The organism is Limosilactobacillus vaginalis (assembly GCF_025311515.1).
In the GTDB taxonomy this organism is placed as follows: domain Bacteria; phylum Bacillota; class Bacilli; order Lactobacillales; family Lactobacillaceae; genus Limosilactobacillus; species Limosilactobacillus vaginalis.
In genome coordinates, this window is sequence record NZ_CP104399.1 from 299,291 (window position 1) to 314,191 (window position 14,901).

At 41.0% G+C, this 14,901-nt stretch carries 13 protein-coding genes and 5 tRNA genes; 17 read left to right on the plus strand and 1 reads right to left on the minus strand.

Annotation, left to right across the window (positions count from 1 at the left end; genetic code table 11):
* Nucleotides 1-43 precede the first annotated feature (43 nt).
* From N4627_RS01310 to N4627_RS01320, 3 genes are all read left to right on the plus strand, one after another.
* Entirely contained in the window at nt 44-433 is a 390-nt protein-coding gene (locus tag N4627_RS01310) for an isochorismatase family protein (protein WP_260965068.1), read from the plus strand.
* Between the two features lie 129 nt (nt 434-562).
* Nucleotides 563-763 (plus strand): hypothetical protein, encoded by a 201-nt coding sequence (locus N4627_RS01315; protein WP_098044935.1) that lies wholly within the window; start codon nt 563-565, stop codon nt 761-763.
* Between the two features lie 140 nt (nt 764-903).
* Nucleotides 904-976, plus strand: a tRNA-Thr gene (locus N4627_RS01320).
* Nucleotides 977-1,135: 159 nt separating this feature from the next.
* Here the strand turns inward: N4627_RS01320 and N4627_RS01325 are convergent.
* The gene (locus tag N4627_RS01325; RefSeq protein ID WP_098044934.1) at nt 1,136-1,627 is read right to left on the minus strand and encodes a flavodoxin; all 492 of its coding nucleotides are present in this window, start codon (nt 1,625-1,627) and stop codon (nt 1,136-1,138) included.
* 178 nt (nt 1,628-1,805) lie between these two features.
* Between N4627_RS01325 and N4627_RS01330 the strand changes: the two genes are divergently transcribed.
* The 14 genes from N4627_RS01330 to N4627_RS01395 all read left to right on the plus strand — a co-directional run bounded on the left by N4627_RS01330 (nt 1,806) and on the right by N4627_RS01395 (nt 14,730).
* A tRNA-Asn gene (locus N4627_RS01330) sits at nt 1,806-1,878 on the plus strand.
* 340 nt (nt 1,879-2,218) lie between these two features.
* Nucleotides 2,219-3,715, plus strand: coding sequence for a peptide MFS transporter (locus N4627_RS01335; RefSeq protein WP_098044933.1), 1,497 nt, complete (start codon nt 2,219-2,221; stop codon nt 3,713-3,715).
* Between the two features lie 156 nt (nt 3,716-3,871).
* Nucleotides 3,872-3,954 (plus strand) — tRNA-Tyr (locus N4627_RS01340).
* Between the two features lie 10 nt (nt 3,955-3,964).
* A tRNA-Gln gene (locus N4627_RS01345) sits at nt 3,965-4,036 on the plus strand.
* A gap of 75 nt (nt 4,037-4,111) precedes the next feature.
* Nucleotides 4,112-4,753: a hypothetical protein gene (locus N4627_RS01350; protein WP_260964850.1), complete on the plus strand. Its 642-nt coding sequence runs from the start codon at nt 4,112-4,114 to the stop codon at nt 4,751-4,753.
* Nucleotides 4,754-4,834: 81 nt separating this feature from the next.
* Entirely contained in the window at nt 4,835-6,235 is a 1,401-nt protein-coding gene (locus tag N4627_RS01355; protein WP_260964851.1) for an MFS transporter, read from the plus strand.
* A 91-nt stretch (nt 6,236-6,326) separates the two neighbouring features.
* Nucleotides 6,327-7,976: an aspartate-alanine antiporter-like transporter gene (locus N4627_RS01360; protein WP_098044930.1), complete on the plus strand. Its 1,650-nt coding sequence runs from the start codon at nt 6,327-6,329 to the stop codon at nt 7,974-7,976.
* Between the two features lie 37 nt (nt 7,977-8,013).
* Nucleotides 8,014-8,727 carry an aspartate/glutamate racemase family protein gene (locus tag N4627_RS01365; protein ID WP_260964852.1) on the plus strand — a complete coding sequence of 238 codons (714 nt, stop codon included), beginning with the start codon at nt 8,014-8,016 and terminating at the stop codon, nt 8,725-8,727.
* A gap of 153 nt (nt 8,728-8,880) precedes the next feature.
* A complete protein-coding gene (locus N4627_RS01370; protein ID WP_003717495.1) occupies nt 8,881-9,582 on the plus strand; it encodes a GntR family transcriptional regulator in 702 nt (233 codons plus the stop codon).
* 50 nt (nt 9,583-9,632) lie between these two features.
* Complete coding sequence (locus N4627_RS01375) at nt 9,633-11,099, plus strand: nicotinate phosphoribosyltransferase (RefSeq protein ID WP_260964853.1); 1,467 nt, start codon at nt 9,633-9,635, stop codon at nt 11,097-11,099.
* 11 nt (nt 11,100-11,110) lie between these two features.
* Nucleotides 11,111-11,938 (plus strand): ammonia-dependent NAD(+) synthetase, encoded by an 828-nt coding sequence (gene nadE / locus N4627_RS01380; protein ID WP_003717497.1) that lies wholly within the window; start codon nt 11,111-11,113, stop codon nt 11,936-11,938.
* Nucleotides 11,939-11,958: 20 nt separating this feature from the next.
* Nucleotides 11,959-14,136 (plus strand): Tex family protein, encoded by a 2,178-nt coding sequence (locus N4627_RS01385; RefSeq protein ID WP_260964854.1) that lies wholly within the window; start codon nt 11,959-11,961, stop codon nt 14,134-14,136.
* Nucleotides 14,129-14,587 (plus strand): SprT family protein, encoded by a 459-nt coding sequence (locus N4627_RS01390; protein ID WP_260964855.1) that lies wholly within the window; start codon nt 14,129-14,131, stop codon nt 14,585-14,587. The genes N4627_RS01385 and N4627_RS01390 overlap by 8 nt, the downstream gene beginning before the upstream one ends.
* Nucleotides 14,588-14,644: 57 nt before the next feature.
* Nucleotides 14,645-14,730, plus strand: a tRNA-Leu gene (locus N4627_RS01395).
* Nucleotides 14,731-14,901: the final 171 nt, after the last annotated feature.

Here is a 14,901-nt window from a genome sequence, read left to right on the forward strand (position 1 = left end):
AATCCACCATTTAAAATCTCTTATAAAGCTTATAAACGAGCGAATAGCTTTTTTTCGTGCTCAAGAATTACCGGTTGTTTTTATTCAACATGAAAATTCATTACTATTAAAGGACTCTACCGAGTGGAAGCTTATTAGTGAGTTAAATTATCAGAGGAATGATTTTTATATTAATAAGACTCATCCCAATTCATTTTATAAGACAAAATTACAAGAAACGTTAAATAATCTTCAGGTACGAGAATTAGAAATTTGTGGTGCACAAACAGAATACTGTGTAGATACTACTATTAAAATGGCACATGGACTTGGATATCAACTATCAATGAAACATGGGGCGAGCAGCACGTTTGATAACCAATTCATGACTGCTAAGGAAACAATTAAGTTTTATGAAAATATATGGGAAGAATATTTTCTCGATTTATTTTGAAACAAAAATTAGCTCCGTATAGCCAAGTCATAGCGCTAATTACTTAAATGATGGATATAAGCAATATCAATGTAAACTTCATAAACGCTGAAAGTTAGTAATTGATGATTTCAAAATGAGGTGATTTTGTTGGTAGTTGCATTTTTACTGGGGATAGGAATTGGGATATTGCTTATATATTTAGGATGGCAAATATATAGCGGAAACACCAAGTATTATCAACTCCTGTATGGGCAAGTACTTGGCAAGAAAGATAAGGACGAGTATATTGCAAAGCATCATCAATCTTTCGGTATCTTATATATTGTAGTGGGGATTGTTATTGTGTAGTGGGGATTGTTATTGATGTCGCATTTCTTCTTTTTCAATTCAAATAAGCTGGATTTTGAGGAGAAGAATATAGTTTAATTTAAATTAAGTGTTTTCACTAACTAATTAGCATGATACAATAGTATTCGTTGATTAGTTATGCTAACTTAGCTCAGCTGGTAGAGCATCTCCCTCGTAAAGAGAAGGTCGGAGGTTCGACTCCTCTAGTTAGCATTAAATAAGCCGATTAGAAGTCTGCAGAGTAAGCTGTAAAAGTTTATTGTGTAGGCTTTTTTGTATGTTTAGATATAAAGAGGCTGGCCAGTACATCATAGTAACTAAAAAAAGGACCCAAAGTGCTACTAATTAGCAAATTGGATCCTGTAATGATGGTTAACGAGCTAAGGATAGTGAATTCAACCAGCTATCAATTACTGATTGTGAATTGAGGACGTTACCCTTATTCAATTCAACATTATAGTTATTTTCCTTAATGGTTCGTTCAATATTAGATTGTGCTCGATCATAACCGGTACTGCTTGATGTTCCAAAGGTTGCCAAGTGTTTGCCGTTAAGATCAAGTCTGTCGATGGTGGTAGCGATTAAGCGTGGTGGAATTCCCCACCAGATGGGGTGACCAATTATCACATTGTCATAATTATCAAGTGATGGCAAGTCATCTTTGATTGGAACACGACCATCGTGCTCTTGCTTTTGCTCAACAGTTGCACGGGTTGTTTCATCATGCCAATTAAGGTCTTCATCGGTATATGGATTCTCTGGATGAATCTCAGCAATATCGGCATTAAGTTTTTTAGCCACTTTTTCTGCCACTTTCTTTGTGGTTCCTGTGGCGGAGAAATAAAGGACAAGTGTATTAGCCATATTAAAAACCTCTTTAAAACTCCCTTACTTTTCATAAGTATTATAGTCGATAGATTGTTAACCGGCAAATAATTCGTCATTACGAGAAATTTAATTGATAAATTGAAATCTCTGCTTGCTACTTACGATATTTTCCTGTATAATAAATTTCGTTGTTGAGATAGCAATAACATATTATTCCGGCATAGCTCAGTTGGTAGAGCACCTGACTGTTAATCAGGTTGTCGTCAGTTCGAGTCTGACTGCCGGAGTTCATAGGTGAACTGGAAAGAATAATTTTCTTTCCAGTTTTTTTATACATTGAAAATGAGAGGAACTTTATAAAATTAGGTGTAAAATGGAGCCTAACTTAAAATTATTAACAAAATAATGCTAAAACGCTTAATAACCTTATTCTTAAATTTAATTAATTGTACTATAAACGGCTTGCTATCGCGGTTTATTCTCATCAAAAACTTATTTTTGAATTGACGCTTCCAGATTAGACGCCTATAATAGTTGTATTCTGAATTTTTAATGTGAAAGTTTTTAAAAATTAATTAACCTTCACATCTTATTTTATCTCCTGAAGATATTATTTGGAGGAATTGTATGAGTAAAGAGAGAAACTTAGATACAGCTTTCTTTGGTCAACCAAGAGGGCTGTCTACGCTGTTCTTCACTGAAATGTGGGAACGGTTTAGTTACTACGGGATGCGTGCCATCCTGCTATTCTACATGTACTATGCCGTAACTAAGGGTGGCCTGGGGATGGACCAAGCCACAGCGGCTTCAATTATGGCGATCTATGGTTCATTAGTTTACCTATCAAGTGTTGTTGGTGGGTGGCTTTCTGACCGTGTATGGGGCTCTCGAAAGACTGTCTTCATTGGTGGTGTGCTGATTATGTTTGGGCACATTGCCTTGTCATTGCCAGCTGGCGTTGCTGCATTGTATGTTTCAATTGCTTTGATTGTTGTTGGTACTGGTTTATTAAAGCCCAACGTTTCTGAAATGGTTGGTGGCTTGTACAGTCCGGATGACGAACGGCGTGATTCTGGTTTTAGTATGTTTGTTTTCGGGATTAACTTGGGTGCTGCTGTTGCTCCATGGGCTGTTCCGTGGGCTGCTAATGGTTTTGGCTTCCATTTGTTCGGCAATGAAATGAACTTCCATGCTGGTTTCTCACTAGCCGCAATCGGAATGTTCTTCGGATTACTGCAATATACCCTTGATGGTCGGAAGTACCTTTCTAAGGATAGCCTTTATCCTAATGACCCAATTGAAAAAGATGATTTACGGCCAATTATTATCTGGACACTTGTTGGTGTTGCAGTCTTATTAGTTGTTCTTGGATTGTTAGCCGCTATGGGTCAGCTTAATATTACGAACATTATTAACATCATTACGTTTATTGCAATTGCACTGCCAATTTACTACTTCATTATGATGTTAAATTCCAAGAAGGTTACTAAGCCTGAAAAGTCACGGGTTATTGCCTATATTCCGCTTTTCATTGCAGCCGCAATCTTCTGGGCAATTGAAGAATCTGGTTCAGTTGTTTTAGCATTATTTGCTGAACAACGGACAGTTCTTCACATTGGTAGCTGGCACTTTGCCGCTGCTAACTTCCAGACTTTGAACCCATTATTCATTATGATCCTGACACCAGTATTCGTTGCTCTTTGGGATCACTGGAAAGGCCAACCAAGTGCACCTGGTAAGTTCTCTGCAGGGCTTGTCTTTGCCGGATTATCATACATCTTGATGGCTTTCCCAGGAATGATGTACGGAACAGCAGGTCGTGTTAGTCCATTCTGGTTAGTCGGTTCATGGTTTATTGTTGAAATTGGTGAAATGTTAATCTCACCAATTGGCTTATCAGTAACGACTAAGCTTGCACCAAAGGCCTTCAAGTCTCAAATGATGAGTATGTGGTTCTTGGCTGATTCAGCTGGTCAAGCTGTGAACGCCCAAATCGTTAAGTATTACTCATCTGCAACCGAAGTGCCTTACTTCATGATTGTCGGAATCGTAAGTATCGTCTTTGGTATCATTCTGATGTTCTTTGTTAAGAAGATTCACAGTTTGATGGATGGTGTAAATTAAACCGTTTATAAATTACAATTGTTGAAGATGAAAGAGTTTATGGCAATTTTGCCACAAGCTCTTTTTGTTTTTTCTCAAAAAAGTCCTTGCAATTTTAGGCGAAGTTCGATATTATAATAAACGTTGATTGTTACTACTTAACTATCACGTTGTTATGGAGGAGTAGCGAAGTCTGGCTAAACGCGACGGTCTGTAAAACCGTTCCTTCGGGTTCGGCGGTTCGAATCCACCCTCCTCCACTTTTATTATTGGGCTATAGCCAAGCGGTAAGGCAACGGTTTTTGGTACCGTCATGCGCTGGTTCGAATCCAGCTAGCCCAACTGCCAAAGTCACCAACTGTTTGGTTGGTGGCTTTTTTGTTTATATTTAATTGATTATATGAAGGGGAAATTATAATGCCTAAGCAAGGGCAGTTTGCCAAGTCTAGTCGTCTGAAACAACTGAATCAATTTAGAGTAAAACGGCATTCTCAACAGAACGTAATTGATGATGAACAGTTTGTAGACTACGTAATTTTAAGATTTAATTTAACAAGTAAGAAAAGATTGAAAAAAAACATCCAAGAAAGTAATCAACGGTTCCTGATTGAAATCCTAGATGCTTGTCAAGGACGGAACCTAGATCTTAATTCCACTATTCCAGGTCTACTGAAAAAATTAAATAGTCGCGTGCCCTGGCAATTCTATCGACAGATTATTGCGGGATGGGAAGTCCTTCAGCAGTTTATCCGTCGAGAACTTCCGGGAGTACCGCTAAAAAAACAAATCCTTGTTTCAGGAACGCTTACTAAAGAAGATTTAACTAAAATGGTGGCAGAGGAATTAGCAACTAAGGCGACCGCGATGACATTCTTAAATCACCCAGTCAGCAAGCGAATCCAAGAAGTAACAAAAAGTCGTCTTCTCCAAGCGGTTTACCAAGAAAATAAAATTAACTGGCAGCAGATCGCAACTTTATTCAAACCTTTTCCATTAACAATTGATCCTCAATTAGATCAAGGAACGAAAGAGTGGTTAATGGCATTGGAAAAAGAATAATCGGCTGTTAGAATAATAAGGGATGCTGTGGCGGAGCTTATCGCCATGGCTTTTTTTGATCTAAATTGAGGTGATGAAAAGATGATAGAGAAGATAAAACAGGGTAACCATACCTATGCGGCGATTTTTTCAATGGCATTATTAACCTTCGTCGGGATTTTAAACGAAACCGCAATGAACGTTACTTATCCGGAACTAGTAACGGTCTTTGGTGTCTCCCTTGATGTTATCCAGTGGATTACTACCGGATATTTATTAATGGTGACAATTGTTATGGGAACAACAGCATACCTCTTACGACAATTTCCTGCACAAAAACTGGCACTTGTTGCTGTTGGGATGTTTGTTATTGGGGATGTAATTGGCGCCTGCGCAACTAATTTTCCGGTATTATTGGTTGCAAGGTTAATTCAGGCGATGGCTACGGGGTTGTCGACACCAATTCTCTTTCATTTGATTTTTACGGAAATTCCGGCTAATCGGAAGGGAATCATGACTGGGTTTGCAGGAATGGTGATTTCGTTTGCCCCCGCAATTGGACCCACATACGGTGGAATTGTTTCAGAAATAATGTCTTGGCGGATGATTTTTTGGTTAATCTTACCGTTAGCCTTAATCAGTTTAGTTATTGGCCAACTAACTATTGATACTCGGCCAATCGGTAATCCTAAGCGTTTTAGTTACTTGAGTTTATTTTTATTAAGCTTGGCATTAGTTCTGGTTGTGTATTCAGTATCCTTGATTGGTAATGGCGGTTTAACGGGACGATTCTGGTTTAGTTTATGTTTAGGGATAATTTTCTCCTTGCTATTTATTTACGTTAATAATTCAGGACATTCCCAATTATTGAATCTTTCAATTTTTCGGGTAGTTCCAATTCGCCTTTCAACCATTACGTACTTTAATCTTCAATTTATTAATATTGGAATTTCACTGGTTATTCCGGTCTACATGCAATATGTTCTTCATTCGTCTGCAATGGTTGCCGGATTAGTATTGCTTCCTGGCTCTGCAATCGGGGCAGTTATCGCACCACTTGGCGGTCGATGGGCTGATCAACAAGGATATGCTAGACCAGTTATTACTGGGAGTGCTTTGCTGGTTATTGGAGCATCATGCTTTATTCTTTTCCAATCTAGACTGACTGCGCTAACCGTCGCTATCTTTTTCTTGATTTTACGAATTGGGTTTAATCTTTCATTTTCCTGTACAATTTCAAATGCTTCAATGCTGGTTAAGCAGGAAAATAGTTCTGATGTTAATTCGGTATTTAACATGGTTCAGCAATTTGCCGGCTCGATGGGAACCGGCCTGCTGGCATCCTTGGTTGCTTATTTCCAGAATCAATCAACCGGTTCGTTAATTAACCGAACGATGATCGGGGGACGCGTTGATTACCTAATCGTAGCCTGCTTGGCTTTGGTGACCCTGATTACCGTTATTTTGAATTATCGAATTCAGGAAAAGAATAAGCTTAACTAGTTGATAGCCTTAAGCCGTGGATAATGTTAAAATGAATGACTGTAATGAACAGATTCAAGGAATTATTTGAGGGATAAAAAAAGAAATTCTTATGGTTGATACAATTATTCACTTTATGGTTCATAACCAAGTTTTCACCTTGTTTATCTGCATGGCTTTAGGCTTTGCGATTGGGGATTATAAAATCGGGGGACGGTTTAGCATTGGCGCAACGGTGGCAACATTGGTTGTTACGTTAATCGTTGGTCAAATTGGGGCCTTCCCGCGTGATGAGATGCTTGGCACAATTTTCTTTGGTGCCTTTATGTTTTCTGTTGGTTACCGCATAGGGCCACAGATGATGACAAGTCTGAAGATCTTCGGGTCACGGATCTTGATTATTAGTATTTTTTGGTTGGTAGCGGCCTTTCTTGTTTCATGGGGATTGTTTGTAGTATTCCATATTGGACCAGGAGTAGCTTCGGGGATTATTGCTGGTTCGCTGACTCAGTCCTCAACCGTTGCCAGTTCGTTGCGAACAATTGGCGCCTTGCCGGTAAGCAGTGCCGTTCGTTCAACGTACGAAGCACAATTACCCGTTGCCTATGCATTAACCTATGTTTTTGGGACGTTAGGGGTTATTATTTTTCTTCGTGATATTGCTCCCAAGCTCCTTGGGATTAAGGTCAGCACACGAGGCCCGCTAATGGCGCGGAAGTATCATTTTCATGCCAAAAAACCTAACCCGACCTGGCGACGGACGTATCGCTTGAACGCTGATTCGCCACTGGTTGGAAAAACAATTGGTGGCTTTAACAAGTGGAGTCACTATCGGCTAATTGCATTAGTTGCCTTTCATGGCGATGAAATGACTGACCACTTGGAATACAAATTACAACCTGGCGATCTGATAACGGTAATTGGGTATGCAATTCACTTTGACCGAATGCACGGCATTAAAGGAATTAACGAAGTCTTAACACCGACTAAAGCACCACGAGAACGAAAATTTGTCTTAGGAAAGAACTTCAAGCCGACTCAGTTAGCCCACCTGCGGCAACACGGGGTCTTCATCAATATTCAGGATCCAGATACAGGGAATGAACAGTTATTTAATCAACTGCGTCCTGGGGATGTAATCTCACTGACCGGGAACACGTCACGAACATCGGCAATCTTAAAGAAAATGGGGCGGTGGCATACCAGTGCGTTAGCCATTAACTATTCGCTCTTTTCACTTGGAATTGCAGGTGCTTCCTTATTAGGAATACTAGGATTAAAATTGAATGGAATTCCGTTACAACTAGGAAACGGTGTTGCTGCATTATTAATGGGATTAGCCCTGAGTACGTGGATTTCCCGACACCGTGATCATGATTCAATTCCACCAACAGTGACCGCCTTTTTCCAAAATCTGGGGTTAACGCTCTTTGTCGGGACAGTTGGTCTTCAGTCAGCCCAAGCGTTCACTGGTGCGATTAAGTCTTTAGGGATCGGTGTGCTGTTTATCGGTGCGGTTATTGCGATTGCTCCTCACCTGTTAACGCTGCTATTTGGTCGTTATGTATTACATATGGAACCCTTAGCATTGATTGGTGGCTTAACTGGTTCAGGGACTTGTGCGGCAGTAATGACAGAGATTGCTGACCAAGCTGGTTCAGAAGGTGGAGCATATTTTGCCGCTGCATTAACGCCGGCCTATATCATGGGAAATGTCGGGATTACCTTACTAGGACCAATTTTTGTTGCTTTATTAGCTTAGGATAAGAAATCAGAAACCATAAAGTGAGGTTATAATCATGAAAAAGTTTTTTACAGTTCTTGGTGGGATGGGAACATTAGCCACAGAAAGTTATATGCGGATTTTAGATCAACGGACACCAACAAAGCGTGATCAGGATTATTTAGATTACATCGTGGTTAACCACGCAACGGTTCCTGACCGCACAAGCTGGATCCTTGATCATAGTAAGCCGAGTCCAACCAAGGCTTTAATTGAAGACATTAAACAACAAAGTCTCCTTAAGCCAGAATTCTTTGTCCTCATTTGTAATACTGCCCACTATTCTTTTGATGAGTTACAAGCGGCTACTGATGTCCCGATTCTTAACATGCTTCAAGAAACCGTTAACGAAATTAAGCGGTTAAAGCCTGATGCTAAGCGGGTTGGCCTTTTAGGAACAGATGGAACGATGGTATCTGGGATTTACGATTCTTATATCCAAAATGCTGGTTATGAGGAAGTTAAAGCTACTCCTGAAATTCAGGAAATGACTGAGGACTTAATTTACCATGATATTAAGGAGAGCGGCCATTCTGATGGCAAGAAGTATCATGAGCTTGTCAGAAAGATGATTGAGGAAGAACACTGTGACATTGTTATCCTTGGCTGCACGGAGCTTTCCTATGCTGAAGAAATGAATCCTGAAACTAAGTATCCCGTTGCTGATTCACAGTCAATCATCGTTGGCCGGACCCTTGACCGGGCAATGAAAATTCGCAACGAAAATTAATAAATTTACTGAAAAGGTTCTAGCAGTTGCTTTATAAAACGTTAGGACCTTTTTTCTTAATAATTGTTTTGAAATTGGTCTAATCCTATTAATTGATGTTACAATTGTAAATAGCTAATTATTGTTCTAAATGGTGTAAGGAGGACGAGCAGCATGAGTTCACCAATATATATTAAGATCCATAATCAATTACGGGAGAACATTGAGGATGGCAAATGGAAAGTTGGCGAAAAGATTCCTGCTGAACGGGAACTGGCTGGTCAATTTAATGTCAGCCGGATGACGTTACGGCAAGCAATTCAAGAACTTGTCGATGAAGGGATTCTTGAACGCCGGGTTGGGTCTGGAACATTTGTTGCCAACCGAAAAGTTCAAGAACGGATGTCTGGAGTAACAAGTTTTACGGACCTGATGAAGTCCTTAGGGAAGGTTCCCTCCAGTACCACTATTTCGTATCATTTAACGATTCCTTCTCAAGTTGAAATTGAAAAATTAGCTCTCAAGGAAGGGGATCAGGTTGTCCGGATGGAGCGAATTCGGTCAGGAAATGACGTTCCAATCTGTTTTGAAGTGGCAACCATCCCAGCTAACTTAGTAAAGGGATTAAGCAAAGAAGAAGTAACAACTTCATTTTGGGAGACTCTTGAGCACAAGGCGCACCTTTATCCTGGACATGCAGTTCAGCATATTTCCGCAACTAAAGCGAATGAACGAATTGCAACCTATTTAAATGTTAAGCGTGGCGATCCATTATTACGGATGACACAATTATCGTATTTGCAGGATGGGACACCATTTGAATACGTTCATACTCAATACGTTGGTTCGCGATTTGAGTTCGTTTTGGAAAAGTAAAAATCGTGCTACAATGTTGGTTATTAACATAAGTGAGAGGATACTGAACAATGAAATTTAATTATCCAGATGATAGTACAGCTCTTCATACCGATGCGTATGAACTTAGCATGATGCAAACATATTGGAAGCAAGGGCAAGGAAACCGCCGGGCCGTTTTTGAAGCCTTTTTCCGCAAAATGCCATTTCAAAATGGTTATGCAGTCTTTGCTGGTCTGGATCATATTATTCGTTATATTAAAAGTCTTCATTTTACGGCAAGTGACATTGATTATCTCCGGTCAACTGGTCAATTTGCTGATGACTTCTTAGATTACTTGAAAGACTTTAAGTTTACTGGTTCAATTAGGAGCTTTGAAGAAGGCGACTTGGTATTTAACCATGAGCCAATTCTGCAAGTTGATGCACCGATGATAGAGGCTCAATTAGTTGAAACAGCACTGTTAAATATTATTAATTATCAAATTATGGTTGCAACCAAAGCTTCGCGGATCAAATCGATTGTTGGGGATCAACCGGTAATGGAATTTGGAACACGACGGGCACAGGAATTTGATGCGGCCTTGTGGGGAACTCGGGCTGCTTATATTGGTGGCTTTGATGCAACAAGTAACGTTCGTGCTGGGAAGCTATTTGGGATTCCTATCTCTGGAACCCACGCCCACGCGCTCGTTCAAGCATACCGCAATGACTATGATGCATTTAAGGCCTATGCTGAAACTCACCATGATTGTGTATTTCTTGTGGATACTTTTGATACGTTAAAGAGTGGTGTTCCAGCTGCAATTAAGGTTGCTAAGGAATTCGGCGATAAAATCAACTTCCTTGGTGTGCGGATTGATAGTGGCGATATGGCCTACCTCTCAAAGCAGGTACGGCAGCTCCTTGATGATGCCGGCTTTAAGGATGCTAAAATTTTTGCCTCAAATGGTCTTGATGAAAAGACAATTCAAAATCTTCAAATGCAGGGTGCCAAGATTGATGTTTGGGGAATTGGGACAAAATTAATTACCGCTTATGACCAACCAACGTTAGGAGCAGTTTATAAGCTCGTTGCGATTGAAGACGATGATGGCAAGATGGTTGACACAATTAAGCTCTCAAATAACATTAGCAAGATGTCTACCCCAGGGAAGAAGCAGGTTTGGCGGATTAATGACTGTGCGGATAATAAGAGCGAGGGTGACTACATCACTTTGGCAGATGAGGACCCTCGTGAACAACGCTCGTTAAACATGTTTAATCCCGACTTTCCTCTCCAGCAAAAAGACGTGGATGATTTTAAGGCACGACCAATGTTGAAGGATATTTGGAAGGATGGTCAGTTTGTTTACGATGAACCAAGTCTGGAAGAAACTCGACAACGGCGGAAGCAGAACCTTGATGCCCTGTGGGATGAATATAAGCGGGATCTTAACCCAGAAGTATATCCAGTAGATCTTTCACAGAAGTGCTATGATAATAAGCTTAATATGATTCATCGCATCCATGAGTATGTAAAGACTCTTGGTAATTAGGAGGAAAAAAGATGACTAGTTTACAAGAAACAATCATTAAAACTCTTCATGTCCAGCCGAAAATCGATCCAGCGACTGAGATTGAACGGCGGGTTGACTTTTTAGCTAGTTTCCTCAAAAAGACGGGGATGAAAACCTTGGTTCTGGGGATTTCTGGCGGTCAAGACTCATCATTAGCTGGTCGTTTATCACAGTTAGCAGTGGAAAAGCTTCGTCAAGAAACTAGCGATCAGGGATACCAATTTATTGCGGTCCGGTTGCCATATGGTGAACAAGCGGACGAATCTGATGCGATGATGGCAATTGACCAGTTTATTCATCCTGATAAGATGGTGCGGGTTAATATTAAGCCGTCAACCGATGCATTGCTTGAATCATTAACAGCGGCCGGCGCCAACATCAGTGATTTTAATAAGGGCAATATTAAGGCTCGTGAACGGATGATTGTTCAATATGCAATTGCTGGTGAACACAGTGGTGCGGTTGTTGGTACGGATCACGCAGCTGAAGCAGTTACCGGTTTCTATACTAAATTTGGGGATGGCGGTGCTGACATCACACCATTATCCGGGTTAGATAAGCGCCAGGGGAAAGCATTGTTGGAATACTTAAATGCGCCAGCACACCTGTACGAGAAAGTACCAACTGCTGATCTGGAAGACGATAAGCCAATGCTGCCTGATGAGAAGGCTCTTGGGGTTTCATATCAGGAAATTGATGACTACCTGGAAGGGAAAAATGTTGACTCACAGGCAGCAACGACAATTGAAAACTGGTACAAGCGAACACAACATAAGCGTCACCAGCCAATTAACCCCGCTGATACTTGGTGGCGGTAAAACTACTGACGGAGGATTGTATGGACGAAAAATCGATTAAATTAGTAAGCAAGCAACTCCCAAAACTGCATGAATCACAAATTAAAGCAGCTTTGAAGTTAATGGATGAGGGGGACACCATCCCATTCATTGCCCGGTACCGGAAAGAAGCGACCGGGACGTTGGATGAAGTGCAGCTTCAAGAAATTCATGACCAATATCGGCACGCGACGACACTGCTTGAGCGTCAGCAAACCGTTATTAATAAAATCAAGGAAGCTGGTAAGCTGACTCCTGCTCTGGAAAAGCAAATTTTAGCGGCAACTGAGCTGCAGACCGTTGAAGATCTTTACTTGCCATATAAGCAAAAACGGCAAACAAAGGCTCAAGTTGCTCGGGAGCATGGCCTGGCACCATTTGCTAATTGGTTATTAACTTATCCCGATACTGATCCACAAGTTGAAGCCGCGAAGTACCTAAACGATGACGTTAAGACTGTTGAGGATGCATTGAATGGTGCTCACGAAATTTTGGCTGAAGCAATTAGTGAAATGTCAACTGTGCGGAGCTGGTTGCGGAACTTTATGGGACAACACGGCCAATTAATGACCGCTGTAAAGCGCAATGGTAAGGAAAAGGACGAGCTAAAAACGTATGAACAATACTATGAATTTACAAGTCCCGTAAAGGATTTAAGTTCTTACCAAGTGTTAGCAATTAACCGGGGAGAAAAGGAAGGCATTTTGAACGTTAAAGTTAACGTTGATGATGATGCAGTCCTGAATTATCTTCACTTTCGGTTGATTCGGACAAGCAAGGAAAACGCCACGGTTAAATTAATCGAGGATGCCTATACAGACTCTTACAAGCGCTTCTTAGGACCAGCAATTGAACGGGAAATTCGTCGCCAATTAACAGAAGACGCAGATCAGCAAGCAATTAAGGTCTTCGGTGAAAATCTTTATCACTTATTAATGCAGGCACCGATTAAGGGGAAAGTCGTTCTGGGCTTTGATCCTGCTTACCGGACTGGTTGTAAGTTAGCTGTACTGGACGAAAACGGGAAGTTCCTCACTAAGGCGGTTATCTATCCCCACAAGCCGGCTCCAGAAGAAGAGCGGGCAAAGGCTGAAGGACAATTAATCGATTTAATTGAAAAATACCATGTTGAGATGATCGCAATTGGTAATGGGACTGCTAGCCGTGAATCTGAACAGTTTGTTGTGAACACTCTCAAGAAGATAAAACGGCCGGTCTACTATGTGATTGTGAATGAAGCAGGGGCATCCGTTTATTCGGCAAGTAAGGAAGCCCGGGATGAATTTCCTGATCTTCATGTTGAACAACGGAGTGCAATTAGTATTGGCCGGCGACTTCAGGATCCACTTGCTGAACTAGTGAAAATTGAACCACAAGCAATTGGTGTCGGTCAGTACCAACATGACTTGCCAAAGAAGGAACTAGCTGGTGAGCTTGATGCAGTTGTTGAGCGGGCAGTTAACCGAGTTGGGGTTAACCTGAACACCGCGAGTTACCAACTGTTAACCCAGATTTCTGGATTAAACAAGACTACTGCGAAGAACATTGTTAAATACCGTGATGAGCATGGGAAATACACTAACCGAAAGCAGTTGAAGGATGTTCCAAGATTGGGTCCTAAGGCTTATCAGCAATCGGTTGGGTTCTTACGGATTGTTAATGGTGATAATCCGCTTGATAATACGGATGTCCACCCTGAAAGTTATCCGATTGCAGAGAAGATTATGGAGACCGCTGAGATTAATGTTGATAGTCTCGGCTCCGACGCTGCTGAAAAGCAGTTAAAGAAGATTGATGTTGACGACTTTACTACGGAAAATGCTGGTGAAGAAACGGTTAAGGACATTATCGCATCGCTTCAAAAGCCGGGTCGTGACTTACGTGATTCGATGCCCGCACCGCTACTTCGCCAAGATGTAATGAAGATTGACGATCTAAAGCCGGGGATGAAACTCCAGGGAACAGTGAGAAACGTTGTTGACTTTGGTGCGTTTGTTGACATTGGTGTTAAGCATGACGGCCTTGTTCACGTTTCTAAAATGAGTAAGCAGTTCATCAAGGATCCACGATCAGCCGTTTCTGTTGGTGACATTGTTGATGTTTGGATTGATGACGTTGATCTTAAGCGTCAACGGATCCAATTAACAATGATTGCTCCTCAAGACGGCACTAATGAATAATCAACAATTACAAAAGTTAACTGAAAAATGCTCGATGGAAAGTTTCCACCGACCATTTGAGCATCAAATCTTCTTTAATTCCCGCTTGCGGACAACTGGTGGCCGTTATCATTTAAATGATCACCATATTGATATTAATCCACTAATGTATACCGAGTTTGATTTAGCTAACTTAAAACGGGTAGTGCTCCATGAACTCTGTCATTACCACCTTCACTTAACCGGACATGATTACCGTCATCGAAGCACTGATTTTCGTCAATTATTAGCCAAAGTTGGTGGTTCCCGCTATGCTCCGGCAACGAGTAAAGCAAAAACCAGGCGGAGTACCCACCATTATTGGTACTACCAGTGTACTGGATGTGGGATTAGGATTGCGCGTCAACGACGGTTTAACACTGCTCGTTATGTCTGCCGACGGTGTGGTCACCATTTTATCCTAAAAAATTAAAAAAAGTTGTTGCCAACGAATAGGGATCTTGCTATAATAATATTCGTTGGTTGATATGCGGCCGTGGCGGAACTGGCAGACGCGTAAGATTAAGGATCTTATGGTCGATTATGACCGTGGAGGTTCAAGTCCTCTCGGCCGCACTACTAAAAGCACTTAACTGTTTGGTTAAGTGCTTTTTTGTTTTAAAAATTTTAAGCATTCTTGAAAATGGCTAGTTAATGCTTCTTTCATCATAGAAATTAGTCATTATCAGCTGTTCTTGTCTAGCAAAGCCTATCTTTACACTGATGAAAGCGCTATACTTAGATTGT

Coding starts and splice junctions, on each gene's coding strand:
- N4627_RS01325 (WP_098044934.1), bottom strand. CDS start 1,627: ATGGCTAATACACTTGTCCTTTATTTCTCCGCCACAGGAACCACAAAG.
- N4627_RS01335 (WP_098044933.1), top strand. CDS start 2,219: ATGAGTAAAGAGAGAAACTTAGATACAGCTTTCTTTGGTCAACCAAGA.
- N4627_RS01350 (WP_260964850.1), top strand. CDS start 4,112: ATGCCTAAGCAAGGGCAGTTTGCCAAGTCTAGTCGTCTGAAACAACTG.
- N4627_RS01355 (WP_260964851.1), top strand. CDS start 4,835: ATGATAGAGAAGATAAAACAGGGTAACCATACCTATGCGGCGATTTTT.
- N4627_RS01360 (WP_098044930.1), top strand. CDS start 6,327: ATGGTTGATACAATTATTCACTTTATGGTTCATAACCAAGTTTTCACC.
- N4627_RS01365 (WP_260964852.1), top strand. CDS start 8,014: ATGAAAAAGTTTTTTACAGTTCTTGGTGGGATGGGAACATTAGCCACA.
- N4627_RS01370 (WP_003717495.1), top strand. CDS start 8,881: ATGAGTTCACCAATATATATTAAGATCCATAATCAATTACGGGAGAAC.
- N4627_RS01375 (WP_260964853.1), top strand. CDS start 9,633: ATGAAATTTAATTATCCAGATGATAGTACAGCTCTTCATACCGATGCG.
- nadE (WP_003717497.1), top strand. CDS start 11,111: ATGACTAGTTTACAAGAAACAATCATTAAAACTCTTCATGTCCAGCCG.
- N4627_RS01385 (WP_260964854.1), top strand. CDS start 11,959: ATGGACGAAAAATCGATTAAATTAGTAAGCAAGCAACTCCCAAAACTG.
- N4627_RS01390 (WP_260964855.1), top strand. CDS start 14,129: ATGAATAATCAACAATTACAAAAGTTAACTGAAAAATGCTCGATGGAA.